Origin of the sequence: Rheinheimera baltica (assembly GCF_030731985.1) — a bacterium.
Classification (GTDB): Bacteria; Pseudomonadota; Gammaproteobacteria; order Enterobacterales; family Alteromonadaceae; genus Alishewanella; species Alishewanella baltica.
In genome coordinates this window covers 1-26,168 of the sequence record NZ_JAPJDY010000002.1, presented here as the reverse complement: position 1 = coordinate 26,168, position 26,168 = coordinate 1, and the positions used below count along the sequence as shown (strand labels likewise).

Genomic DNA, 26,168 nt, shown 5'->3' with positions numbered 1-26,168 from the left:
TGAACGGGCGGTTAAGTTAACCGGTAAAATACCGGTTATCGCTAGATGCCGAATTCGGCCACCTGAACCATTAATAAGGTTGAATTGGATGTTTTCAAGCTATTGAGGAATATTTTTTGGCTTACTTTTCTGTCACTATATTGTTTAATGCACTTAGTGCCGCATCGTAATCAGGTTCTTGCGCCAGCTCTGGAACGACTTGCTGGTAAACCAGCTTGCCTTTTTTGTTGATAATTAATACCGCACGCGTTAACAGACCCATATCTTTGATCAGTAAGCCGTAATTGCTGCCAAAGTCACGCCATACTGCATCGGAAAGAACCGTTAGCTTATCAATATTCTCCTGCTGGCAATAACGTTTTTGGGCAAAAGGTAAGTCGGTGCTGATCGTCAGTAGAACAACATCCTGTGGTAAGTTTGCCACTTCGCTATTAAAACGTTTGGTTTGCAGTGAGCAAATGCCAGTGTCTATACTAGGCACTACACTGATAAGCACAGTACTATTTTTAAAATCGGCAAGCTGCACTGTTTTGAAATTAGCATCAACGACCTTAAAATTGGGTGCAATGCTGTGTTGCTTGATAGGTGTACCCAGTAGAACGACATGCTGGTCGCCAACTTTTACTTGGCTCAAACGCTCTGGTAAATTGGCTTGTAAATTGGCTGCCGACAGCGTAAAACTAAAACCTGATAGCGTAATTGCCAGCACGGTGCGACGAAATACATGTGGAAAGGCTGACATAGAACAACTCCTGATGAATTTAAATGTGCAAAAGTAATTAGCTGGAATACAACATATTTTAACAGTTTACGCCCCAACCATAAATTTCAGTCTAGACTGATACTAAGTCTTTATGAAGTGAGACGCCGATGACGACTGCGGTACTAATTTGTGACGATTCTAATCTGGCACGCAAGCAACTTGCCAGAATTCTACCACAGGAGTGGCAAGCCAACCTGTTTTTTGCAGGTCATGGTGCTGAAGCCCTGGACACGTTATTAAAGCAGCATATTGACTGGCTATTCCTTGATCTCAATATGCCGATAATGGATGGCTATCAGGTTTTAGCTGAACTCAAGCAGCGTCAGCTTAGCCTTAACGTTGTAGTTGTTTCGGGCGATGTGCAACCAGAAGCCATTGACCGGGTTAAAGGTCTCGGTGCGCTCGATTTTATTCGAAAACCTGTCGACAGTGCAAAATTGCAACAGTTAATGCAGCAACACGCGGTAAATATCAACGCGACTAAATCTAATGCTGCTCCCGCTAAAACTATTCTGCCTCCTGTAGAACTGGGTGCAGAAATGCGGGATGTACTGCAGGAACTTACCAACGTAGCAATGGGGCAAGCGGGAGATTTGCTTGCCCGGTTATTAAACGTATTTGTTAAATTGCCTATTCCTAATGTCAATTTAATTGAAGTGAGCGAGTTGCATATGGCGCTTGCTTCAGTCGAGCATGAGTCGTCAACATCTGCGGTGTGTCAGGGGTTTATTGGCGGTGGTGTGTCGGGAGAAGCTCTACTTATATTAACTGACTCTAGTTTCAAAGACATTGCCAGGCTGATGAATTATCAGGGTGAACTCACAGTTAAAGTTGAACTTGAGTTACTGATGGATATCGCCAATATTCTAATAGGTGCAGTGCTCAAAGGTTTAGCTGAACAAATTGACATGAGTTTTAGCCAGGGGCACCCGGTGGTGCTTGGTCAGCATGCTGCTGTAAGTGAGCTGATTAAAGCTAACGCCGGGCGATGGAAAAAAACGTTAGCCATAGAACTGAGTTACGGCATAGAAAATTATAATATCAGTTGTGATTTACTGTTGTTGTTTACAGAAGACAGTTTGAAAACGCTGAATTACAAAGTTGCATTTCTGCTGGAGGAATAAGGATGTCGCAAGCGCAGGTAGATGTATCAGAAGTACATTGGCTGATGGATATGTTCCAGACAGTAGATGTAGGACTGGTTGTGCTTAATTGTGATTATCGCATTCAGGTCTGGAATGGCTTTATGGAAAATCACAGCGGTTTAACACCGCGGCAAGTTCGTGATCGTTACCTATTTGATTTGTTTTCCGAAATTGACGAAGATTGGTTACGACGCAAATGTGATCCGGTTATTTTGTTGAAAAACCGCGCTTTCACAATTTGGGAGCAAAGGCCTTACATTTTTAAATTCCGTAATTATCGGCCAATCACCGGCAGTGCCGAATACATGTATCAAAACAGCACCATATTTCCACTTTCCGATGCTCGGGGCAAAGTAACACATCTGTGTTTTATTATTTACGATGTTACTGATGTTGCTGTTAGCCGAATTGAGCTTGAGTCTATGAATGGCAGGCTGAAGCAGTTAACTAAAACGGATTTCTTAACTCAACTCTTTAACCGTGGACACTGGGAAGAGAATCTGATGCGCGAGTTTAAACGACTAAAGCGCTATCCGCATAAAAGTACCTTGTTGATGTGCGATATAGATCATTTTAAACGTATTAATGATACTTATGGTCATGCTGCAGGCGATGTCGTTATTCAATCTATTGCCGATGCCGTGCGGAAAAACTTGCGTACTACCGATATCGCCGGGCGTTATGGTGGCGAAGAATACGCTATCTTATTGGTTGATACGCCCATTGAACAGGCAGCAATTTTAGCCGAACGGTTAAGACAGTCGGTAGAATCCTTAACCATTAACTATAATGATAAAGCGCTTAAAGTAACCCTTAGCCTTGGCTTGGCCGAGTTTAATGCTGATATGTCAGAACACAGGCAGTGGATAGAGGCATCTGATAAAGGTCTGTATATGTCAAAAGCGAATGGACGAAATCAGGTAACGAGTTACCAACCCGAATAATTAGGTTGGTTTTTCGTCTGCTGCGGGACAGCTATATAACAGGTCTGCCGAACCATCTTCATTTTGTTGCTCCAAATAAACAGTAAATCCCCACAGCCGGTGCAGGTGCTTCAACACCTGTTCCTGACTGTTTGCTAACGGGATCCGGTTTTGTGGGATGTATCTTAGTGTCAGCGAACGATCGCCACTTATGTCGACATTATGAATTTGAATATTCGGTTCAATCTGGCTTAAGTTGTATTGTTGGGACAACATCTGTCGAATGCGTTGATAGCCCTCAGCATTATGGATTGCAGCTACCTCCAGACTGCCCGCTTCGTCGTCGTCGACTATCGCAAAAAGATGAAAGTCGCGGATGACTTTTGGTGATAAGTACTGGCTAATGAAGCTTTCATCTTTAAAATTTTGCATCGCGAAGTGGAGTGTTTCAAGCCAGTTGCTGCCTGCCACGTCAGGTAACCATTCTTTGTCTTCTGTTGTAGGATGTTCGCAGATGCGTCGAAGATCTGTGAACATGGCGAATCCCAGAGCATAGGGGTTAATACCCGAGTAATATTTGCTGTTGTACTCTGGTTGTGCAACCACGTTGGTGTGGCTGTGTAGTACCTCAAGCATAAAGCGGTCACTAACTTTTCCCTCATCGTACAAATGCTGCAAAATAGTATAGTGCCAGAATGTTGCCCACCCCTCGTTCATTACCTGTGTTTGTTTTTGTGGGTAAAAATACTGTGAAATTTTACGCACAATCCGCACAATTTCTCTTTGCCAGGGTTTTAGCAGGGGGGCATTTTTCTCGATAAAATATAACAGGTTTTCTTGCGGTTCAGATGGGAAACGCGTTACATGCTGAGTAGTGTCTGTTGCTTTTACCGGAATGGTTCGCCACAAATCATTAACCTGCGATTGTAAGTAATGCTCGCGTTCATGCTGGCGTTTTTGCTCTTCATCCAGTGATATTTTTTGTGGCCTTTTGTAGCGGTCGACGCCGTAATTAATTAATGCATGGCACGAATCCAGCGTATCTTCAACATCGCTTATGCCGTATTTTTCTTCACAGTCATTAATATAGTTTTTGGCAAACACCAGATAATCAATAATAGAGCCTGCATCCGTCCATGTCTTAAATAAGTAGTTATTTTTAAAGAAAGAATTGTGGCCATAACAGGCGTGCGCCATTACTAGTGCCTGCATGGTAATGGTGTTTTCTTCCATTAAATAAGCAATACAGGGATTTGAGTTTATAACGATTTCATAGGCCAAACCCATATAGCCGCGTCTGTAATTTTGCTCGGTTTGGATAAACTTTTTACCATACGACCAATGATGGTAACCCAGCGGCATGCCGACACTTGAATAGGCATCCATCATTTGTTCAGCGGTAATGACTTCTATTTGATTGGGGTAGGTATCGAGCCGATAGTAGGCCGCAACACGTAAAATTTCTTGATGGTAGGCGTCAAGTAGATCGAAGGTCCAGTCTGGACCATCAGATAAACACGCTGTCGCTTTAGTTTTAGCTTTGGCCATGTTAAACCTCTCTCGATTCAGGACGCTTTACGCCGCCTGCTTCTTGAATAACTCGCGAAATACCGGATAAATGTTGCTTATTTCTTTGATGTGCTCTATGGCAAAGTTGTCGAAACCGGGTAGTAGTTTTTCATACTCCTGCCATAAACTTTGATGCGCTCTTGGCGTGATTTCAATGTACGCATAATACCTAAGCAGCGGTAAAAGCTTATTGGCTAGTAACTCGGCGCAGGGGGCGCTGTCGTCAGTCCAATTGTCACCGTCGGATGCCTGCGCCGCGTAAATATTCCACTCAACCGGGTTGTAGCGTTCCTGCACAATGTCGTACATAAGTTTTATCGCACTTGAAACAATAGTGCCGCCAGTTTCCTGAGAGTAAAAAAACTCATGTTCATCAACTTCTTTCGCCTGAGTATGGTGGCGGATGTAAACCACTTCGACATTCTTATAACTGCGACTGAGAAACAAATACAGTAGAATGTAAAACCGCTTGGCCATATCTTTTGTGGCTTGATCCATTGAACCTGACACGTCCATCAAACAAAACATCACGGCTTTACTCGTCGGCTCTGGTCGTTTTTGAAAGTTTCGAAAACGTAAATCAAAACTGTCAATGAAGGGGACCCCTGCAATCCGTTGTTTTAACGTGCTGATTTCCTCTTGCAGTAATCGCATAAGCTGTTGATCCGGGTCCGGTTCATTGTCCATATCGGCGAGTTTCTGCTCTAAATCGCGTAATTTGGCTTTCTTGTCCGCCGTCATTGCTACACGCCTTGCCAGCGAGCCACGCAACGACCGTACAATGTCAATATTGCTGGGCACGCCTTCAGAGCGGTAACCAGCACGGACGTTTTTATACAGTATCAGTTTATCTAGCTGGTTTTTTTTCAGGTTGGGTAACTCAAGATCTTCAAACAGTAAATCCAGATATTCTTCTTTAGAAATTGAAAACACGAAGTCGTCTGAGCCTTCGCCATCCGAGCTTGCGTCACCCTGACCACCCCCTGAGCCACCGCCACCTTGTGGCCGCTTTATCCTGTCACCTTCGCTAAATTGATCATTCCCAGGGTGAACGATTTGCCGGCGCCCCCCTTTGCCTTGATGAAAAAAAGGTTCACTGATATCTTTGCTGGGTATAGTAACGCTTTCACCGCTACTGATATCTGTTACGCTGCGCTGACTAATCGCATCAGACACCGCTTTTTTTATTTGCTGCTTATAACGGCGAATAAAGCGCTGGCGATTGACCGCGCTTTTATTCTTACCGTTTAACCGTCTGTCAATAAAGTGCGCCATACTACCTCCGGCTAAACTGCGTTATTGTGATTTACGAACACGCAGATACCACTCTGACAGCAACCTTACCTGCTTACGGGTATAGCCTTTTTCCATCATCCTATTGACGAAGTCGTCATGCTTCTTCTGATCGTCGGTTGAGGTTTTGGCATTAAATGAAATGACGGGCAGTAGCTCTTCGGTACTGGAGAACATTTTCTTCTCTATGACAGTACGCAACTTTTCATAGCTGGTCCAGCTAGGGTTTTTTCCATTATTTTTGGCCTTAGCCCGCAGTACAAAATTGACAATCTCGTTGCGGAAATCTTTCGGATTACTTATACCTGCGGGTTTTTCAATTTTTTCCAGTTCAGCATTTAGTGCTGAACGGTCAAACAATTGTCCGGTTTCCGGGTCCCGGTATTCCTGATCCTGGATCCAAAAATCGGCATAGATCACATAGCGATCGAATATATTTTGCCCATACTCTGAGTAAGACTCTAAATAGGCCGTTTGGATCTCTTTGCCGATAAACTCGATGTATTTAGGAATTAAGTAACCTTTTAAAAACTCCAGGTAGCGCTCAGACACATCGGCCTGAAACTGTTCACGTTCAATTTGCTGTTCTAATACATAGAAAAGATGCACCGGGTTTGCGGCGACTTCTGTACTATCAAAGTTAAATACCCGTGATAAAATTTTGAAGGCAAAACGTGTAGACAAGCCGGTCATACCTTCATCTACACCGGCATAATCGCGGTACTCCTGATAAGATTTTGCTTTGGGATCGGTATCTTTCAGGCTTTCGCCATCATATACCCGCATTTTGGAGTATAGGCTGGAGTTATCAGGGTTTTTTAAGCGAGATAGTACAGCAAACTGTGCCAGTGATATTAGAGTTCCTGGAGCGCAAGGCGCGGTATTTAGCTCACTATGCTCCAATAGTTTTTGATAAATACGCATTTCTTCACTTACCCGCAGGCAATAGGGCACTTTAACAATGTATACCCGGTCGAGAAAAGCTTCATTGTTTTTATTATTGCGAAACGTTTGCCACTCCGACTCATTGCTATGCGCTAAAATAATGCCGTCAAACGGCAGTGCTGCCAAGCCTTCGGTACCGTTATAATTACCTTCTTGAGTAGCGGTGAGTAGCGGGTGTAGCACCTTAATTGGCGCTTTAAACATTTCTACAAACTCCATCAGGCCCTGGTTGGCGCGGCAAAGTGCGCCCGAGTAGCTATATGCATCAGGGTCATTTTGCGCAAAATGTTCGAGCTTGCGAATATCTACTTTCCCAACCAAGGACGCAATATCCTGATTGTTATCATCACCCGGTTCTGTTTTAGCAATAGCCAGTTGGTCAAGAATGGATGGATATTTTTTAACGACTTTAAACTGGCTGATATCGCCGTTGTATTCGTGTAGCCGTTTACTCGCCCATGGCGACATAATATTTCTCAGGTACCGTTTGGGGATGCCATATTCCTGCTGCAAAATATTACCGTCTTCATTTACATCAAACAGGCATAGCGGATGATCAAACACCGGTGAACCTTTTAAGTAATAAATGGGAATTTGCTGCATTAAATGCTTGAGCTTTTCTGCCAAGGAAGACTTACCACCGCCAACAGGGCCTAGTAAATACAAAATTTGTTTGCGTTCTTCCAACCCTTGCGCAGAATGTTTTAGGTAGGAAACGATTTGTTCTATGGCGTCTTCCATACCGTAAAAGTCAGCAAACGCAGGGTAGCGGCTGATAACACGATTGGAAAACAACCTGCTAAGTTTAGGGTCTTGCGCGGTATCAATCAGTTCAGGTTGGCCAATGGCAAGCAGCAAACGTTCTGCAGCACTGGCGTAGCAGCTCTTGTCTTGTTTGGAGAGGGCTAAAAACTCCTGAATGGTATACTCTTCTTCTTTCGCTGCTTCATAGCGTGATTTGTAGTGCTCGAAAATACTCATATGCACCTCCAGCTTTATAAACATCGGGAAAGGGTTGCGGCTAAGCTGATATATTAAGGTTAGACAGTAAAGCCAGTTCCCGCCTAACTAATTGACAGAAATAGCGACAACTTTGTTTTACTATACGGATAGAAAGGTAAACAGATTTGCAGATGTGGCGAATTAAGGTGTAAAGAACCATTAACAAAAAACCCGGCAAATGCCGGGTTTCTAATCGTTAGCGTCGGTTACTTAGCGAAGTTTTCGTTCGCGAAAGACCAATTAACTAATGCCCAGAAGGCGTCTAAATAGGTAGGACGGGCATTGCGGTAATCAATATAGTAAGCATGTTCCCACAAATCGACTGTCATAACAGGTGTAAGGCTGGTATCGGTTAACGGTGTTGCTGCGTTGCTGGTATTGACGATATCCAGGCTGCCGTCAGCAGTTTTTACTAACCAAGTCCAGCTTGAACCGAAGTTGTTCACTGCTTTGTCATTGAAGGCTGTCTTAAACGCAGCGAAAGAACCCCATTTTGCATTGATAGCGTCAGCTAATTTGCCTGTTGGCTCGCCGCCACCATTTGGTGATAAGCAGTGCCAGTAAAAAGTATGGTTCCATACCTGCGCGGCGTTATTGAACATGCCGCCTTCAGAGGTGCGAACGACTTCTTCCAGCGATTTGCCTGCGAAAGGAGTGCCTTCAACTAAACCGTTTAACTTCACGACATAGGTGTTGTGATGTTTGCCGTAGTGGTATTCCAGCGTCTCGGCAGAAATGTGTGGTGCTAATGCGTCTTTTGCGTAAGGTAATGCTGGTAATTCAAAGGCCATTGTTGTTCTCCGTTGGCGTTGTTTATGTTGTCTGCATGGCGTAGACTACAAAACCTGACTAAAATACTCAAGTTTTACAGTAGTGGATTTGGCTGATCATGTTTTGATGTTTATGCTGATCAGCATTAAACGTTACTGCATTAGAGGTGGGGTTTTTTTTGTAAATCTCAAGTGCCTATGACTGCAGAAAAGCGTAAAATGTCTGCCAATCTGAAAATGCTTATGTTGTGAGGTGTTAATGGAAACGCTAGATAAAATTAAACAGCAAATTGCTGACAATCCTATTTTGTTATTTATGAAAGGCTCGCCGAAGTTTCCAAGTTGTGGCTTTTCTGCACAGGCATCACAAGCGTTGATCGCATGTGGTGAGCAATTTGCTTATGTCGATATTTTGCAAAACCCTGATATTCGTGCAGAGTTACCCAAGTACGCCAACTGGCCAACGTTTCCGCAATTGTGGGTAGAAGGTGAGCTAATCGGCGGTTGCGATATCATATTGGAAATGTTCCAACGCACTGAACTGCAGCCTTTAATTAAAGATGCTGCGGCGAAACATAAAACCGATACACCGGCAGAGTAAATGCGGATTAAATAGAAAAGGCGGTTATCACCGCCTTTTCTTTTGAACGACAGGTGTATCGCTTACGCAGATACAGCCTCTGCAGAATCATCAGCGTCGTCGTGTGACATAGCTGCTAAGGGCCAACCACCCAGTTTTTTCCAGTTATTGACGATATGACAGAATAGTTCGGCTGTGCGTTCGGTATCATACAGGGCACTATGGGCCTCTTTATTATTGAACTCTATACCCGCAGTTTGACACGCTTTGGCTAACACGGTTTGTCCAAGTGCCAAGGCTGAAAGACTGGTCGTATCAAATGAAACAAAGGCATGAAACGGAGAGCGCTTAAAATTTAACCGTTCTATTGCGGCATTAAAAAAGCCCTGATCAAAGGCCGCGTTATGTGCCACGATAACACTACGTTGGCAACCTGCATCTTTTTGCGCTTTTCGCACCGCTTTACAAATTTCGGTGATGGCTTCGCGTTCTGGCACCGCTCCTCGCAACGGGTTAAATGGATCTATACCGTTAAACGCCAATGAGCTGGCATCCAGATTAGCGCCTTCAAAAGGTTCGACGTGAAAGTGCAATGTTTGTAGCGGCACTAAATTGCCGTTATCGTCCATATCCAGCAAGGTAGCTGCTATTTCCAATAGCGCATCGGTTTTGGCATTAAAGCCAGCTGTTTCCACGTCTATAACTACTGGGTAATACCCTCGAAAACGCTGAGCAAGTTGGGTGCTGGGTTGTGTCATAACATCGCCATTTTATAAATCAGCGACTATTATGCCAAAAAATAGTGCTACCGTCTTGTTGCGGCATAGTGTTTGCTTAGTAATTATTGTGATTTATGTTTTGTGTACCAACTATAGTGAGAAACTGGGAAATGCGAATGTTATTTGCTATTAGCACCCTATTGTTAAGCGCGTCGGTTATGGCTCAGCCGCAGTTGCGTCAATATTCTGCCGCAATAGAACAGTCAACGTGGCAGCTTAGTCAAAGTTCGCCGGTGGCATGTCAGTTGCAGCATGAAATTCCCCGCTTTGGTCAGGCTGTGTTTCGCAGTGTCGCCAGTAAAGGACTTAATTTAGATTTCGAATTGCAAATGCTGCGTTTACCCGATAATTATGGTTTGGCTGAGGTCATGTCGCTTCCCCCAAGTTGGCGTCCGGGGGAGCCAGCTAAAGCGGTTGCCAGTATGCAATTGTTAAAGCAGTTCAATGGTGAACTTCCGAAAAAAGTGGCATGGACGTTATTGTCAGAACTTGAACATGGTTTTAGCCCAACGTTTTATTTTAAAGACTGGTACAGCCCTTTTGACAACGTGGTGGCTGCGATAAATCCAGTGCAGTTTCCTCAGCCGTACCATTTATTTAATCAATGTATTGCAAAGTTACTGCCTTACGGATTTGATGACATTGCGTTTACGGTGTTGAGCTACGAGAGTGGTGGTGACCAGCTAACCCGGGAGTCTCAGCGTAGGTTGGCGCAAATTGCTGAATACCTGAAGTACGATAATGAGATTGATGTTGTTGAAATTCAAGGGTACACCGACAGCTACGGTGGGCGTTGGATGAACGAGCAATTGTCAGTAAAACGGGCAGAGAAAGTAAAAAGCTTTTTTGTCGATGCTGGGTTAAGCGCTGATAGAGTGCAGGTTGAAGGGTTTGGTGAACGGCGACACATTGCGCCGAATGATACGGCGCTGGAGCGTAAAAAGAACCGCAGGGTGGTATTGCAGTTAACTAAACCCTAGGTCGTTAGCCGTGCTAGTTTTGTATCATAATATCAACCTGGCGCCATTCTTCGCGGCTAGAGATAATAACGCGCGCCTGTTTACCATTAACGACAAAATATAACTGAATGCGGCCATATTGCATTTGCTCATCAGAAGGGTCACCCAGTTGCTGAAGGTAAAAATCGCGTAACTCACTTTCCGTTTGGTGAGTATAAAAACTCAGTACAGCAGGTAACTTTTTGTCTAATCTGGCAAACTCTCGGGCGTCTGCAGGAACCGGGATCTGATAAAAGCTCTCTGCATCAGCACGTTGACTCACACTGCTAAGAGCCAATGCCATACTGAGTAAAATGACCAAACGCATGTTTTTTCCTCAACTTAAGTTATATTGTTGTTACCTTACCAAAGTTTAATGTGTTGTGCTCAGTTCAATGCGTATTGAGAGAGTTAACATTTTGCTTTAAACGCTTTTCAAATAATCTCAGCGCAGCCTGTATTTTGTCACCGGTAAAGGGTTTAGCAATAAACGTTGCTGCACCAGCCTCAATGCACTGCTTAACGTTTACCAAAGTACTTTCTCCGCTTACCATGGCAATAAAGCATTGTGGGTGGGAAATTTTAAACTTTTTTAACACGTCAATGCCGGAACCATCAGGTAAGTCAATATCAAGGAATACAATATCGGGTTGATGCAAAGCAAACAGCGCTTGAGCAGAACTGGCACAGTTAGCGTTAAAAAAAATAAAGGTGTTATGGTGCAGTAATTTCTCGTTTGCTAAAGCGATAATGTTATTTCGTAGCAGTTGCCTTGAGTAGTCAACGTCATCCACTAACAAAATTTTAGGTTCTAACATCGTGTTTCCCTGTCTGGCTTAGCGCATCAAGAAAGCGATTACAGTTGTTCAGTAATTCATCTAATGCAACATCAGAAAACAACTGCATTTGAAGTGAGCCAGCCAACTCTGCCAGTGTTGTTTCTCCAAAACTGGCGGCGCCCCCCTTTATTTTATGGCAAACCTGGCGCATTACCTCGCGCTCACTGTGCTTTAGTGCATCTTCGAATGTTTGGCGAAGTTGTGAGAGATTTTGATAAAATAAATTGGTGAGTTCGTCATCTATTAATAATGGAACCGATTTTTGCGGCGCCGTTCGTTGTATCACTTCCGCTAGCATGGCTGCATCAAATGGCTTGGATAATATTAAATCAAAGCCCTCAGTCGGTATTTCATCGGCTGACATAGCAATAATAGGTCTATCGTAGCCTAGCTGTCTCAGTATACGCATCACAGTAGTGCCGTCACAGAGCGGCATTTGAATATCGGTAAGCACGATGTCATATTGATAACTTAATGCTTCGGTAATCGCTTGCTCGCCGTTCTCAACACTATGAACTGTCAAGCCAAGGCCTGCGCACTGTGATGATAATAAACTGCGCATAAAGTCATCATCTTCAGCGATAAGAATGTGCTTTCTAGACGACATTTAAACTCCCACTAAATTTGAGCTAGCGAAACCTGTCAGCCCTAATTCTGTTCACAAGCTCTTGCGCTAACGGTAAAGGGTCTTTACATATTTGGCAAGCAACGAGTTCTGCCAATAACGGTGATAACAGAATACCGCGTGCACCCATTGCACCTAAAACATATAACTGATTTGCTTGTAAAGCGCCAGCCAGTGGTAAGTGATCAGGAACAGTGGCTCTGAATGCTGCGGCTGCGCTTTTTACCTCTGGGTTTAAAAACCAGTCCGGTTGTTGCAACTGGTCATTTATCAGCTGCATATTTATTTGGTCATCTTGTTCGCTGACAAAAGCATCTGTCGCTGAGCGATCAAAGGTGGCACCAATAGAATGCTCTCCCTGCCATTGCGGCGTAATATACCCTTTATGGCAAAGTACCGTTTTTAGTGGTGTCATTGCTGGTTGCTTTATGTGGCTTACTTGGCCTCGTATCTTGTTTACAGGTAGCATGGCGGTTTGTTCAAAATCAGCCATTTTACTACCACATGCCAGCACAACAGCGGACGCGGTAAAGTTGCCGTTAGTTGTACATAACTGCCATGCTTCGCCATCATATTCCAATTTATCTATATGGCATTGTGCACTAAAGGTAAACGTGGGCTGCAAAGCTAAATACGTTAACGCTTGTTGGCAAAATTGCTGAGGATTTAGCCAACCTGCAAGTGGAAAATAGATACCCGCTTGTTGTAGTGGCAGACCCGCAATTTCTGAAGCAGCACTGGCGTCTACCGCTCTCACTATCTCAGCAGGCCAAAGTGCATTAGCAATTAACTTCTCCTGGCGCAGTTTAAGTTGTGAATTGGTTGCCAAATGCAGCATACCGCACCAGTCCATTGCAAAATTTACCCCGGCGTTGTGCCAATATTGATAAAACCGGCGTGCAAACAGAAACGCCTGAACATGGATCTGACTATCATCGGTAAGATTAGCGTGCAAATTCGGATAAACTGCACCTTGGCGGTTTTGAGATGCCTGTTGTGCGACCTCGCTATCCTCGCAAATTAAGTGCACGTTAACGCCACGCTGTGTTAACGCCAACGCCGTACAAAGAGAGGCAATGCCGCCACCAACGATAGTGACGTCTTTAGGGGACGAGTACTCAAGATTTGTGTCTGCGATAATTGTTGCTGTTAGCATTTCCCTTTTTCGGCCAAATCCTTTGATTTTAGTGACCGTAAAACCGGCTGCTTGCAAACCCCGTTTCACTATCCCGGCTGATGTAAAGGTTGACACGGTAGTCGTATTTTTGCTGAGCCTGGCCAAATTCGAAAACAAAGTATCTTGCCACATGTCCGGGTTTTTACTGGGCGCAAATCCGTCGAGATAAACGGCATCAACTTCAGAAGTGAGCTGAGGTAGCTGACTATTAACATCGCCAAACCATAAATCCAGTATGACACTGCCATTGTCTAAACTAAGGCGATGGCAGCCTGCAATACACAGTGGATAGGCGTCGAGTAATAACTGACACAAATCAGAAAAGGTGTCATGCACGGCCAGAGCTCGCGTTAAATCTGCGTGGCTTAGGGGATACTTTTCAAAACTACTAAAATAGAGACGCTGACATTGTGCATGCGGGTGTGTATGACGGTGCTGGCGAAAGCGTAACCAGGTTAAAAGAAAGTTGGCGCCGGTGCCAAAGCCAGTTTCAATAATATGAAATGCTGCAGTAGGATGCTGTGGCCAACGTTGCGGCAAACCGTTTTGTTGCAAAAATACATAATCTGTTTCGGCTATACCGCCATCATTCGAAAAATAAACGTCATCAAAGTCAGACGCTACTGGCGTTCCTTGGTCATTAAAGTGTATTTTTGCATTGCTAAGCTCAGACATAAACGGCAAATTCAGTAGTAAAATCGGCTTGTAGTTTACCCTAAGCTATCGCAGAATTGAAAACAGAGTACAGGTGTGCGCTGAAAGCTGACCACTTTTTAAATCAAAGTCCGTACAATAGCACGCAGTATCATTATAAAGTTGCCGGTAATTGACCGGCCCCTTGGGAGTAAGCATGAAAAGAGCGGTAATCACAGGTATTGGTATTGTATCCAGTATTGGTAATAACAAAGATGAAGTTCTGGCATCGTTAAAAGCAGGTCGTTCTGGTATTACGCGTGCAGAAGAGTTTGCAGAGCTGGGCCTTCGTTCTCAGGTCTGGGGCAATATCAAGTTAGAGCCGTCTGAACATATTGATCGTAAAGCGATGCGCTTTATGGGTGATGCTGCCGCTTATGCTTATATTGCTATGCAAGAGGCCATGGTAGATGCTGGTTTTACTGATGAGCAGATCTCAAACCCACGTATCGGCCTGGTTGCGGGTTCAGGTGGTGCATCGTCTAAAGTGCAAGTAGAAGCGGCAGATATTTTGCGCGAAAAAGGCGTTAAGCGCGTTGGCCCTTATGCGGTGCCAAAAACCATGTCTAGTACCTGTTCAGCCTGTTTGGCTACGCCATTCAAAATTAAAGGTGTGAATTATTCTATCAGCTCGGCGTGTGCTACCAGCGCGCACTGTATCGGTCATGCCGTTGAATTGATCCAGTTGGGTAAGCAAGATGTTGTATTTGCCGGCGGCGGTGAAGAAGTTCACTGGACCCTGGCGATGGAATTTGACGCTATGGGCGCATTGTCAACCAAATACAACGACACGCCTGAGCTTGCTTCACGTACTTATGATGCAAACCGCGACGGTTTTGTTATCAGTGGTGGGGGTGGCATGGTCGTGGTAGAAGAGTTAGAGCATGCTCTAGCTCGGGGCGCGACGATTTATGCTGAAGTGGTTGGCTACGGTGCTACTTCAGACGGTTTCGATATGGTTGCACCCAGTGGTGAGGGCGCTGTGCGCTGTATGCAAATGGCCATGCACGGAGTTACTGCTGAAGTGGATTACGTTAATACTCATGGTACCAGCACACCGGTTGGCGACGTTAAAGAGTTAGGTGCTATTCAGCAAGTATTTGCTGGCAAGTCACCTGCTATCAGCGCCACCAAGGCGATGACAGGTCATGCCTTGGGTGCAGCGGGTGTGCATGAAGCCATTTACTCACTGCTGATGATGAAACACAGCTTTATTGCGCCATCAATTAACATTGGTGAACTTGATGAAGCGGCTGCAGGGTTAAATATTGTGACGCAAGCCAAATCTGCTGAGCTAAATACCGTGATGTCTAACAGTTTCGGTTTTGGTGGTACTAATGCCACCTTAGTTATGCAGAAATACCGCGGCTAAGTGTTTAGAAGGATAGTAAGGGAAGTCCCTTACTATCCTTCTTGATGGCCATATTTAGAATGATTTTTGCTAAGGTTAGTCGTTATAAGAATAAATTCGTTGAGATACAGGGTGTTTTCAACTATCTTGAACCAGAACTACGCGTACTGAGCTTATGCTAAATGCCATCAAGGGCGGTTAAAAAATTTGCATTGCCTTTTTTCGGTATCGCATTACTGGTTGTATTTCAACAACTCTTTGCACTCGAAAAAGCCCTTCCAATAGATTTTAGTCTGTTCGATCGTTATGTCGAAAAACATTCCACTACCGCTTTATCCATGTCCTCGTCTTGGCAAGCAATGCTACGTGATACCTCGTCGTTAACGACAACGCATCAACTTGAAGTAGTAAACAAATTTTTACATCAGTCTTTTAGTTATATCACTGATATAAATCAATTTAATGTTGAAGATTATTGGGCTAGCCCAGCGGAAATGCTTGTATCAAAGAGAGGTGACTGCGAAGACTGGGCCATATTTACTTATGTAAGTTTGCGTGCTTTAGGTATCCCCGACATACAATTGCGCCTGGTATATGTTAGAGCAAGGATAGGGGGCGAAAATAGTAGTGTTAGTCAGGCACATATGGTGCTTGCGTATTATCCTGATGGTGCGAGTGAACCACTCATTTTGGATAGTTTAATTCAAACTATTCTACCCGCGTCAGCGAGAACTGATCTCACCCCTGTGTTTAGTTTCAATTCAACCGGGTTGTGGGCGGGAAGCGGAAATCAAAAATCAAAACAAAGTGCTTCGGCGCGTTTATCTAAGTGGCGTGACCTTGTACAGCGATTGGAGCTACAAGGTATTTTATTGTAATGCCCAGCGATATTGGGTTAAGGGGTAAGTAATGTCTCTCATCAAGCAGCTGTGGATAGCGATTATCGTTATTGTGCTTTTAGCATTTGGTAGTAGTTTTTTTATTAGCGCTTATCAGACAAAAAACTATTTGGCAGAGCAGTTACAAGTAAAAAACATTGATAACGCTACAGGGATGGCATTGACACTTTCGCAGATGGATAAAGATCTTACTACCATGGAGCTGATGTTATCAGCCCAATTTGATACCGGATATTATCGTCGAATTGCATTAAAAGACATTGGCGGAAATGTTCTTGTTGAGTTTGCGTTAACGCCGCAGAAAGTTGATGCTCCGAACTGGTTTGTGGCACTGCTTAATTTTGATATTAAACCCGGCATAGCACAGATCCAAGATAGTTGGCAGCGTTTTGGCACTATCGAGTTGGAAAGTCAATCCGATTACAGTGTGGTCGCCTTGTGGCAAATAACGAAGGATTTAGCGACCGGATTTGTGATCCTTGCTATGTTTTGCGGGTTGGTCGGAAGTATATTATTGAACCGGGTACGCAAGCCACTTAATCAGGTTGTCACCCATGCAGAAGCATTAGGTAACCGACAGTTCATTACCACTGATGAGCCTGCTACTTTTGAATTGAAGCGTCTGGTAGTAGCGATGAATCGATTAACTGGCCGAGTCCGTTACATGCTTGAGCAAGAGCAAAAACAGCTCGATCGCTTACAACGGCAGTATGAGCTCGACAATGTGACCGGCGCGTTTAACCGTGAATATTGCGCAAGTTGGTTAGAAGGTTACTTTAACAATAAAGAGCGCAGTGAACCCTGTTGTGTCTTTATGCTGCGTGTTATTGACCTGCAGGCGATTAACCTGAGGCTAGGGCGCTCAGACACTGACGTCTGGTTAAAGCGAGTGGTAGATGCTATGCGTCAACATCAAGGCGTGCGCTTAGTCAGCCGACTAAACGGCAGCGATTTTTTTGTTGTATTTGACCAATTAGAGTCGACGGCTGAACTGTGTCAGCAACTGATAACTTTGCTAAACACGGCCTGTTTACTAGAGCCGGCAGATCCAACCGCGCCCATTCTGGTTGTTGGTATATCGCTGGATGCAGTATCGAGTCGGCAACAAACATTATCACAGTTAGATGCGATGCTAGTTGATGTCGAGTCTAAACCGCCGTTACAAAGTAAAATTTTATACCAGGCGCAGGGTTATGACGCCCTGGGAGACGCCACAGACTGGTTAAAAGCCTTGAAGCAGGCTATCCATTCCAATGACATCATGTCGCAGCTATATCCCGTTCAGCTTCGCAATGGCACAATAATGCATCATGAAGCAATGCTCAGAATGCAAATTAATGCAGAATGGGTGTCAGCAGGGCAGATCCTGGGTTGGGCAAGACGTTATCAATTTATCAGTCATCTGGATATCGCCATGGTAAAACGGGCTGTGTCGCAACTGAAAGACGACAGTGAATTGAAGTTGGCCGTAAATATCTCTGATCTTACCTTTACCAATGCGCCAGCACACTATGAAATACTAAAGTTATTACAGTCAGTTCCTCAGGCCGTCTGCAAACGCTTATCAATGGAGTTTGATGAGGCGCTGGTTGTTAAGCATCAGATTCTATTTATTAGCTTTGTTTCGGCTTTAAAAGCGTTATCAGTAGAGGTGGGGTTGCAAAAATGTGGTTTCGCCATTAATGAGATTAAAGATATTGAGCAGCTCGGTATTGATTATTTAAAAATAGATGCTGCAATCGTTTTGCGTTATAAGTCGACTGATACAGCACAGCTTTTGGCCGGGTTAATTAAGCTGGCGCACACCCTAAGTTTAAAAGTAGTTGCTGAGGGAGTAACATCCCCTAAGGATGTCGATGGGCTGCTGGCGCTGGGATTTGACGGTCTTACCGGTCCGGGCATTTCGTAACCGGTACATTTAAAACTACACTTAGGGCATTAAGCTGTCATCTTCTTCTTCATTAAGCAGATCCAGCGTTTTCATATTGTGACGTAGTGTTTTCCGATTTAGTAGCTTTATTTGTGCAGCCATCGGCAGGTCTGTAAAAGTTATCGTGCCATTTGCTGTAAGCAGTTCTATCAGGTCTTCAAGAACGCGGGCTAGCTCTGCGTCAGAATGTTGTAATTTTTTATTATGGCTTAGCTCTGTGTTAGCCAATTCGTAGGCAGGAATATTTTTTTGCATAAAAGACAGTAAGTCGGGGTCATTGTTTGACAAATACTCATTGTACTCATCCGTTTGCACAGTGCTTAAGGCAATAATTTGGTTGTCACTTGCGCGCTTAACGTACATGCTGGTAAACCCTTTAAAGAAGCAATATCAATTGCAAGCGGTCTTTAATGCCTAGTTTAGCAAACGTAGCGGTGAGATGCTGTTTAACCGTTCTTTCAGTAATATTCAAACTTGTCGCAATATCTTTATTGCTGAGTCCTTTTCGTGCAAGGCTGGCAACTTCATATTCTCTTTTAGACAGGCGACTTTCAAACGACGCCCAGTCATTTTTTTGCGGAATGATCTGTGAAAAAAACTGGTTTAGTTGGTTGAGTAACGAAGCCGGTAGCCAAAGCGCACCATTTCTAACCGAACTTACCGACTGAACAAAGTGTTCACTGCTACTGCCTGCATCCAAATAGCCTTTGGCACCCAAAGTAAGCGCAAGCTGAAGTTCAGCTAAAGATAATTGCTGACTAATAACAATGACATGCTTTGTACTGTTTAGCTGAGTTATCAGGCTCTGCCAATCCTGGCGGGCGCTATGAATTAGCACGACGTCACAAGAATGCAGGTTATGGGTATTCGCGTCTGGATAGGTTATTACATGTGGCTGCCCAAAAGCTGAAGTCCAGCTAGATGCTGTATAACCCGGCGCAGTATAAATTGCTACATTCGCCATCTGCATATTATCTCTCTGTCATCGCGTTGCTTTTAGCTCTGAGTAAGGGTTTAAGCAAGTAAGACAATACCGTACGTTTGCCGGTGACAATATCAACCTGAACCGTCATACCCGGTAGAATGTTTAACTTGTCGTCAAGCTTTTGGCTGGCGGTGCTTAACCTTACCACATAGTAGGTGTTATCTTGTTCATCAGTAACTGTGTCGGCACTAATATGGCTTACGCTTGCTTGTAAGCCACCAAAAATGGCGAAATCGTAGGCGCTAATTCTGATCATTGCGGGTTGCCCGATTTGAATAAAAGCAATGTCTCTGGGTGATATTCTGGCCTCAATCAGCAGTTTGTCATCCAGTGGTACAATATCGAGTATGTCTCTTCCTGGCGTTAATACACCGCCAACGGTGTTGATATGCAAGCGTTGGATAGTGCCACGAATAGGTGATTTAACTTCGGCTTGCTGTACCATGTCAACTAGCCCAGCTTGAACTTCAGATAACCCGGCAAGCTTAGCCCGTGACTCAGACAATTGGTTTCGCCAGCGGTTTAGTACCGTTAACTTGATTTCTTTAAGTTTATTTCGGGCTTCTTGCAAGGCAGATTCAGCTCTGGCAACATTCGCTTCGGCACGGCTAGCTTCGCCTTTTGCCCGCGCAACTTCTCGCTCCAGCCGTAAGATGTCAATATCAGATACCGCACCCGAAGCTCTTAATGGCTTAGTGACAGTTAACTCTTGGTTGGTAAGCGCAAAGGTTTGATTGTATTGCAACAACGCTGCTTTCGCTTCTATTAGCTCCTGTTGCCGTTGTTGCTGTTGTTCAGCGTGTACGGCCAGTTGTTCGTTAAGTTCGGCAAGGCTATTTCGATACAGTTGTATTTCATGTTGCAAGCGCTCTGGCGCTTTAGTTACGAGTTCGTCAGGAAATTGTGGGCTGGTTTCATTGGTTAGTGCAATTAACCGTGCAACTTCAGCGGTAAGGGCGTAATACTGCGTCTGATTTTCCGCTAGATTGGATGCAGAGCGAGTAGAGTCCACTTTCAATAACACCTGACCGGCTTCAACAATTTGGCCTTCACGTACAACAATGTCGGTTACCAGGCCACCATCAAGAGATTGTATGGTTTGTAATTGTTGCGAAGTAATAACTTTACCATCGCCTCTGGCTATTTCATCTAATGGCGCAAAGCCTGCCCACACTATCAGTACGACAACGCACAGTGCGATAGCATATAGTAAACGTCTGGCAGATAACGGTGATTGAGCAATGCGAGCCCATTCTGCCTCGCTCACCCAATCTTTTGAGTATTTCTGCGAAGCGTTTTTCATTAAGTCGTCCCCATAATTCTGCCTTGACGCAACGCTTCCATCACGGTGTCTTTCGGGCCATCCGCAATGATTTTGCCATTATCAATAACAATAATTCGGTTCGCCAGTGTTAGCAGTGGGCTTCGATGCGTAATAAGTAACAATGTCTTGCCTTTAGCATAGCCTCCTAATTGGCGTCGGAATGCATCTTCACTACTGTGATCCAGTGCAGCTGTAGGCTCGTCCAGCAGTAATATAGGCGGGTCATTGTATAACGCGCGTGCAATTGCCACGATTTGCTTTTGTCCACCGGATAAATTTTGTCCTTTCTCGCCAACTTGCATTTCAAAACCAGCGGGATGTTGACTGATTAAGTGATTTAACCCAGAGATGTTGCAAATGTTGAGAAAGTGCTCAGCACTCTTTGCCGGTGCGGCAAGTTCAATGTTATAGCGCAATGAACCGCGAAAAAGTGTGATGTCTTGCGGCACATAGCCAACATTATTTCTTACCTGATGTAAATCGAGTTGGTTAATGTCAATGCCGTCTAAAAGCACTTGGCCTTCATTGGGCTGATACAGGCCTAAGATTAGTTTTTCCAAGGTTGATTTGCCAGAGCCATTACGGCCTAAAATGGCAACGTGTTCCCCCGGCTCAATGCTAAAGCTGACATTTTGTAAAGAGGGCAGATCGCTATCTGGATAGGTGAAACTCACGCGCTTAAATTCTATCTTGCCTTGCAATACCGGCTTATCAATGGTTTTACGTGCCGCGTCTTGCTCAGAGGGGTATTCCATAAGCACATTCAGGTTATCAAATGCAGATGACGCATAGTGAAACTGCGCCAATAATCCAGCTGCTTGGCTAACCGGTGCCAACGCACGCGACGACAATAAAAACACAGCAATTAAGCTGCCTTGCGTCAGGTTACCATCTATTAGCAAGTATACGCCGGTAACAATTACCGCTACGCCGGCTAACTGTTGAATAAACCCAGTGACATTGCTAACGGATGCCGACACAGAGCGCATTTTGGCGCTGTTATGTGCACAGCTTAATGACAATTGCTCCCAATTGTGTTGTATGTCTGATTTTACATTACTGGATTTTGCGGCTTCTAAAGAGCCAATAGCTTCAATTAATGTGGCGTTACGCTCGGCAACAGACTTTGCTGATTCGTCAGATAAAAACTTTAATTTTTTCTGCGCAAAGTAGGCAAATAACAGTGAAATCATCGCACCTACGACGATGGGGGCGAGTAAAGGTAAACTTATAAGCGCGATAACAATACAATACAACAAAACAAAAGGTAAATCGGCTAGAGCAACGATAGTTAAAGAGCCAATAAAGCTTCTCACCGATTCAAACGATTGTACGATAGAAGCAAAAGAACCCGTAGATGTCGGCCGGTATTTTAGCTGCATCGACAATACTTTATCCATTATGGCCGATGAAAGCATGACATCAGTTTTACTTGCGGCTAAATCGACAAAGTGATGGCGCAGTAATTTCAATACTAAGTCAGCCACCAACACTAAGGTAATGCCTGACGCCAATATCCATAATGTATGTGTTGCTAAATTAGGTACTACCCTGTCATAGACATTCATAACAAACATTGGCATTGACAAGGCAAACAGGTTAACCAGGACGGCGGCAAGTAAAACGTCCCGATACAATGAGGTGTTTTGTTTTATGACACCCCAGAACCAATGTAAGTGAGCGGCTAGCTTAAAATGATTGGTTTTCTCTTCCGCATCTGTTTTCGGCCGAACATAAAGTACAGTGCCAGCATACATCGTATCAATGTCATCGAGCGTTATGGTGGATACACTTTGTGCTAGCTCGGGATAGCTAATAACTGCTTGTTTTGTTTTGTAATCAATATTATGAATTAAACAGGCTTTGTTGTCTTTTAGCAGTAAAATTGCTGGAAACAGAGCTGAGTTAAGCTCTGTCAGTGGGCGTTGTAGTATTTTGGACGCTAGCTTTGCTCTGTCAGCCGCCCGGCTGAACACAGCAGGGCTAAGCTGATTATTTTGTAGCGGCAGGCCGCTTATTAAAGCGGCCGGACTTACAGCGTGATGATGAAACTCACAAATATAAAGTAAGGCCTCAAAAAGCGGCCCACCGGTATTTGAGTTATTTAGTATCAATGAGCGTATCCCTGCATCTAGCTATCATTATTTTTGTCTAGGTACTATGGCCTCATCTTTCGCACGCACAACGGCCTCAATTCGACGGTTTAAGTTGTGTGCCTCATCAGTATTGGCCGTTGATAACAGCTTAGTTGAGCCATAGCCTTTAGCGGTAATGCGCTCAGCATCAATATTAAATGTTGATACCAAGATGTCTTTAATTGCATTTGCACGTTGTTGAGACAGTGTATTGTTATACCAAGCGGCTCCTTCAGCTGAGGTATGCCCCTGAATTTCAGTATTTGTATTTGGGTATCTTTGTAAGAATGCGGCGAAATTCTCAATATTAGGCAGGTTTGCCGGGCTAACTTCGCTAGAGTTATGTGCAAAGTTCACTTTTAAAGTGAAGTTAACCATTTTCTCTGTAAATACAGAGCAGCCTTTAGCATCCACTTTATCCGTTTCCGGCGTGTTAGGACAATAATCAGCCTCATCTGGTACTGAGTCATTATCCGCATCATTAGTAAGTTTCAAGCTACTGTATACGTCAATTGCAGGACAGGCTGTTGCTGGGTCTACCTTCAATTTGTCTGCACCCAGCTCTGCTAACGATGGCCAGGTATTAGACGTTAAACCCAGGGTATTTAGTAAAGTACCCATTCCGGCTAATGTTCTGGCATTGGCCACAGTAAAACTAAAATTAGCTGACAAATATGCTCTACTCGCTTGAAAATACTCATTCTCTGAATCTAATACATCCAGTAAAGAACGTTGGCCAATATCAAACTGCTGTTTATAGGCGGTTCTCACTTTGTCAGAGGACATTCTGTGTTGATTTAACAACGGCAGTTGTTCTAAAAGTTTATTGCTGTCGTTATAAGATATTTGGATCGTTTGGCGAATATCTAAACAGGCTTTGTCTCTTAATTCTTCTGCAAGATTGATTTCAGAATAAGCGCGTTTCAGCGTCGCTGAATTTCTGCCGCCATTATAAAAATTGTATTTTAATTCAATACCAACACGAGCTTCACTCTGGTCTGTATTGACTCCAATGTCAGAATAATTTTGAAAGCCATAACTGCCTACCAAATTCACAGTGGGTTTGAAATTAGATTTCTCCGCCTCAGCTGCATATTCTGCTGCTTTTATATTTCTCAGTGCTGCATGATACGACGGGCTGCCCTTGTAAGCTTGTTGCAAAGTCTCGGTAACGGATTTTGGTATTGCATCAGGTATTACGACATCATTCATCACAGTTGCTGGAAGTTCGCCGACAACTCTTAGATAGCGGGTGGTGACATCATGCAAATTTGACGTTTCGGTGATCAGATTACTTTGCGCTAAGGACACACGGCCACTTATTTGTTCTAAATCCGCTAACTTGGCAACACCTGCTTTGGCACTGCTTTCTATCTGGCGATATACTTCAAAATGTTTATTTAAGTTGTCTTGGGCCAGTGCCACCAACTTACGCTGTACCAGCACGTCCTGATAAGCTCTAAATGCTTCAAGTGCGACATTTTCTGCAGTTTCCAGCAGATTAAAATAGGCAACTAATTGGAAATTAGAGAATCTATTTACCTCTGAACGAGTGCGACTTCCGTCATAAAGCATCTGAGTTAGCGATAAACTAGCATAGGCTCCATCATATTCTCTGATTAAGCCATAGTCTTGTTTTTGATATTGGTAACCAACAGTGCCATTTATTGATGGCTTGTAACCTGCGCGTGCTGCATTTACATCTTCACCAGAAGCTAAAAACTCGTACCACTTTGCAAGTACGTCTGGATTTTTTTCTATAGCCACCTTTGTAGCTTCTTGCACCGAAGCTGCAGAATAGCTCGCTGGCGACATGACTATTAATGTGAATAGAATAAGTTGCTTAAATCCCTTTGCGGTAGATATTGCTTTCACCTTAATTAAATCCTTATATTTTACAAAATACTGATGCACATAAATTGTACATTAAAGCATATGCTGTTGACTACCAACGCTAGCTAATAAAGTTAACATTTTAAAACCTGTACCCAGGTCCAATAGTATCAGCTCTGACAATGCTTTAAAGTACGTTCATAGATGCTAAACGGATGGATTATATTTATGTCAGAAATTATCGCTCAAGTTGTTGAAGGTACAGTAAAAGTTCAATCTGTGAATGGTGAAATAAGAGTGCTGAAGCAAGGTGATGCGTTGCTGCCTGGCGACATTATTATTACCGCAGATGACAGCGCAGTGGTGTTGGCATATTTAAATGAAACCGTTTCCATCGCGAGTAATCAACAAATAGTTATTTCCGATAGTTGGCTGCAAGCTGATGTTTCGGCTACAGATTCCGCGGTAAATGTAACTTCTGCAGATGATATTCTTGCTGTACTGGATGCAGAAGGTGACTTACTTGCTGAATTAGAGGCCACCGCCGCAGGTGGTGCCGGAACAGGCGAAAATAGTGGTAATAGCTTTGTTCGATTAACGCGGATCGCTGAATCTAATGATCCAAGCTTACTATTACCAGGCTCGTTTTCCGCTGCTGAAGGCCCAGCTGCAGATGCTGATCTGTTCGGAGCAGTACAGCCAGTAAATGAGCCGGTAGACATCCTGGTTAACAGCATTACTGAAGATAATATTATTAACGCTAGCGAGGCAGCTGGCACAGTCACGGTAAGCGGCACCGCAACAGGTGGTGATATTGCTCCTGGCGATTTTGTTACCATAGTGATAAACGGTATTACTTACACTACCATCGTTCAAGCAGATGGTACCTGGTCAGTTGATGTGGCCGGTAGTGATTTAGCGGCTGGCCCGAGTTTTGATGTAGTGGTTACCTCCACAAATCTGATAGGTGACAGTGTGACGAGCTCTGTCACTTCAACGCACGGCGTAGATGTGACCGCTGACGCTGGTACTGTATTAATTGATAACATTACCGCCGATGACATCTTAAATGCGACTGAAGCGGGTTCGACAATTACTGTTACTGGCTCTGCAGTCGGCGGCGATATTGCCCCGGGTGATGTGGTTACGATGGTGATCAATGGCACTACTTATACCACTACCGTACAAGCCGATGGCACCTGGTCAGTCGATGTGGCCGGTAGCGATTTAGCGGCAGATACCAGCTTTGATGTGGTGGTAAATTCAAGTGATGCATTAGGTAATACAGTTGATAGCACCGGTACCTCAACCCACACTGTTGATACTGAAGCCGAAGCGGGTACGGTTAATATTGATAACATTACCGCCGATGACATCTTAAATGCGACTGAAGCGGGTTCGACAATTACTGTTACTGGCTCTGCAGTCGGCGGCGATATTGCCCCGGGTGATGTGGTTACGATGGTGATCAATGGCACTACTTATACCACTACCGTACAAGCCGATGGCACCTGGTCAGTCGATGTGGCCGGTAGCGATTTAGCGGCAGATACCAGCTTTGATGTGGTGGTAAATTCAAGTGATGCATTAGGTAATACAGTTGATAGCAC

23 protein-coding genes are annotated in these 26,168 nt (G+C 44.1%); 8 read left to right on the top strand and 15 right to left on the bottom strand.

The window, feature by feature from the left end:
• Window positions 1-121: 121 nt before the first annotated feature.
• Window positions 122-742 carry a thiol peroxidase gene (tpx, locus tag ORJ00_RS03020; RefSeq protein WP_051219938.1) on the bottom strand — a complete coding sequence of 207 codons (621 nt, stop codon included), beginning with the start codon at window positions 740-742 and terminating at the stop codon, window positions 122-124.
• A gap of 128 nt (window positions 743-870) precedes the next feature.
• On the opposite strand from tpx, the gene ORJ00_RS03015 reads away from it, so the two are divergent.
• A complete protein-coding gene (locus tag ORJ00_RS03015; protein ID WP_306126189.1) occupies window positions 871-1,887 on the top strand; it encodes a response regulator in 1,017 nt (338 codons plus the stop codon).
• 2 nt (window positions 1,888-1,889) lie between these two features.
• A complete protein-coding gene (locus ORJ00_RS03010; protein WP_305976424.1) occupies window positions 1,890-2,852 on the top strand; it encodes a sensor domain-containing diguanylate cyclase in 963 nt (320 codons plus the stop codon).
• Here the strand turns inward: ORJ00_RS03010 and ORJ00_RS03005 are convergent, their stop codons facing one another.
• The 4 genes from ORJ00_RS03005 to sodB form a co-directional block, all read right to left on the bottom strand.
• The gene (locus ORJ00_RS03005; RefSeq protein ID WP_306138951.1) at window positions 2,853-4,379 is read right to left on the bottom strand and encodes a SpoVR family protein; all 1,527 of its coding nucleotides are present in this window, start codon (window positions 4,377-4,379) and stop codon (window positions 2,853-2,855) included.
• 27 nt (window positions 4,380-4,406) lie between these two features.
• The gene (locus ORJ00_RS03000; protein ID WP_306138949.1) at window positions 4,407-5,675 is read right to left on the bottom strand and encodes a YeaH/YhbH family protein; all 1,269 of its coding nucleotides are present in this window, start codon (window positions 5,673-5,675) and stop codon (window positions 4,407-4,409) included.
• Between the two features lie 21 nt (window positions 5,676-5,696).
• Window positions 5,697-7,619: a PrkA family serine protein kinase gene (locus ORJ00_RS02995; RefSeq protein ID WP_027672029.1), complete on the bottom strand. Its 1,923-nt coding sequence runs from the start codon at window positions 7,617-7,619 to the stop codon at window positions 5,697-5,699.
• 227 nt (window positions 7,620-7,846) lie between these two features.
• A complete protein-coding gene (sodB, locus tag ORJ00_RS02990; RefSeq protein ID WP_027672030.1) occupies window positions 7,847-8,431 on the bottom strand; it encodes a superoxide dismutase [Fe] in 585 nt (194 codons plus the stop codon).
• Between the two features lie 238 nt (window positions 8,432-8,669).
• On the opposite strand from sodB, the gene ORJ00_RS02985 reads away from it, so the two are divergent.
• Complete coding sequence (locus ORJ00_RS02985) at window positions 8,670-9,011, top strand: Grx4 family monothiol glutaredoxin (RefSeq protein ID WP_027672031.1); 342 nt, start codon at window positions 8,670-8,672, stop codon at window positions 9,009-9,011.
• Window positions 9,012-9,073: 62 nt separating this feature from the next.
• Here the strand turns inward: ORJ00_RS02985 and rnt are convergent, their stop codons facing one another.
• Window positions 9,074-9,748: a ribonuclease T gene (gene rnt / locus ORJ00_RS02980; RefSeq protein ID WP_027672032.1), complete on the bottom strand. Its 675-nt coding sequence runs from the start codon at window positions 9,746-9,748 to the stop codon at window positions 9,074-9,076.
• Window positions 9,749-9,885: 137 nt separating this feature from the next.
• Between rnt and ORJ00_RS02975 the strand changes: the two genes are divergently transcribed.
• Window positions 9,886-10,749, top strand: coding sequence for a flagellar protein MotY (locus ORJ00_RS02975; protein ID WP_306126192.1), 864 nt, complete (start codon window positions 9,886-9,888; stop codon window positions 10,747-10,749).
• A 13-nt stretch (window positions 10,750-10,762) separates the two neighbouring features.
• Here the strand turns inward: ORJ00_RS02975 and ORJ00_RS02970 are convergent, their stop codons facing one another.
• The 4 genes from ORJ00_RS02970 to mnmC all read right to left on the bottom strand — a co-directional run bounded on the left by ORJ00_RS02970 (window position 10,763) and on the right by mnmC (window position 14,083).
• Window positions 10,763-11,095 (bottom strand): hypothetical protein, encoded by a 333-nt coding sequence (locus ORJ00_RS02970; protein WP_306126193.1) that lies wholly within the window; start codon window positions 11,093-11,095, stop codon window positions 10,763-10,765.
• A 64-nt stretch (window positions 11,096-11,159) separates the two neighbouring features.
• Window positions 11,160-11,585, bottom strand: coding sequence for a response regulator (locus tag ORJ00_RS02965; RefSeq protein WP_305976428.1), 426 nt, complete (start codon window positions 11,583-11,585; stop codon window positions 11,160-11,162).
• Complete coding sequence (locus ORJ00_RS02960; protein WP_306138947.1) at window positions 11,572-12,213, bottom strand: Hpt domain-containing response regulator; 642 nt, start codon at window positions 12,211-12,213, stop codon at window positions 11,572-11,574. The genes ORJ00_RS02965 and ORJ00_RS02960 overlap by 14 nt, the downstream gene beginning before the upstream one ends.
• Before the next feature lie 22 nt (window positions 12,214-12,235).
• A complete protein-coding gene (mnmC, locus tag ORJ00_RS02955) occupies window positions 12,236-14,083 on the bottom strand; it encodes a bifunctional tRNA (5-methylaminomethyl-2-thiouridine)(34)-methyltransferase MnmC2/FAD-dependent 5-carboxymethylaminomethyl-2-thiouridine(34) oxidoreductase MnmC1 (protein ID WP_306138946.1) in 1,848 nt (615 codons plus the stop codon).
• A 175-nt stretch (window positions 14,084-14,258) separates the two neighbouring features.
• Here mnmC and fabB point away from each other — a divergent pair, with 175 nt between their 5' ends.
• The 3 genes from fabB to ORJ00_RS02940 all read left to right on the top strand — a co-directional run bounded on the left by fabB (window position 14,259) and on the right by ORJ00_RS02940 (window position 18,260).
• Window positions 14,259-15,473: a beta-ketoacyl-ACP synthase I gene (fabB, locus tag ORJ00_RS02950; RefSeq protein WP_027672038.1), complete on the top strand. Its 1,215-nt coding sequence runs from the start codon at window positions 14,259-14,261 to the stop codon at window positions 15,471-15,473.
• Between the two features lie 161 nt (window positions 15,474-15,634).
• Complete coding sequence (locus ORJ00_RS02945; protein ID WP_306138945.1) at window positions 15,635-16,330, top strand: transglutaminase-like cysteine peptidase; 696 nt, start codon at window positions 15,635-15,637, stop codon at window positions 16,328-16,330.
• Window positions 16,331-16,361: 31 nt separating this feature from the next.
• Window positions 16,362-18,260 carry a bifunctional diguanylate cyclase/phosphodiesterase gene (locus ORJ00_RS02940; protein WP_306138944.1) on the top strand — a complete coding sequence of 633 codons (1,899 nt, stop codon included), beginning with the start codon at window positions 16,362-16,364 and terminating at the stop codon, window positions 18,258-18,260.
• 21 nt (window positions 18,261-18,281) lie between these two features.
• On the opposite strand, the gene ORJ00_RS02935 is transcribed toward ORJ00_RS02940, so the two are convergent.
• From ORJ00_RS02935 to ORJ00_RS02915, 5 genes are read right to left on the bottom strand one after another with little or no spacing between them, the layout of a single operon-like run.
• The gene (locus ORJ00_RS02935; RefSeq protein WP_027672041.1) at window positions 18,282-18,644 is read right to left on the bottom strand and encodes a hypothetical protein; all 363 of its coding nucleotides are present in this window, start codon (window positions 18,642-18,644) and stop codon (window positions 18,282-18,284) included.
• A 13-nt stretch (window positions 18,645-18,657) separates the two neighbouring features.
• Complete coding sequence (locus ORJ00_RS02930; protein ID WP_169338561.1) at window positions 18,658-19,245, bottom strand: response regulator transcription factor; 588 nt, start codon at window positions 19,243-19,245, stop codon at window positions 18,658-18,660.
• A 7-nt stretch (window positions 19,246-19,252) separates the two neighbouring features.
• Window positions 19,253-20,569 carry an HlyD family type I secretion periplasmic adaptor subunit gene (locus tag ORJ00_RS02925; RefSeq protein WP_027672042.1) on the bottom strand — a complete coding sequence of 439 codons (1,317 nt, stop codon included), beginning with the start codon at window positions 20,567-20,569 and terminating at the stop codon, window positions 19,253-19,255.
• Entirely contained in the window at window positions 20,569-22,704 is a 2,136-nt protein-coding gene (locus ORJ00_RS02920) for a type I secretion system permease/ATPase (RefSeq protein WP_306126199.1), read from the bottom strand. Before ORJ00_RS02920 ends, ORJ00_RS02925 begins: the two co-directional genes overlap by 1 nt.
• Window positions 22,705-22,731: 27 nt before the next feature.
• The gene (locus ORJ00_RS02915; RefSeq protein WP_306138943.1) at window positions 22,732-24,600 is read right to left on the bottom strand and encodes a TolC family outer membrane protein; all 1,869 of its coding nucleotides are present in this window, start codon (window positions 24,598-24,600) and stop codon (window positions 22,732-22,734) included.
• Between the two features lie 186 nt (window positions 24,601-24,786).
• On the opposite strand from ORJ00_RS02915, the gene ORJ00_RS02910 reads away from it, so the two are divergent.
• Window positions 24,787-26,168: retention module-containing protein (locus ORJ00_RS02910; RefSeq protein ID WP_306138942.1), on the top strand; the 1,382-nt coding region annotated here is incomplete at its 3' end.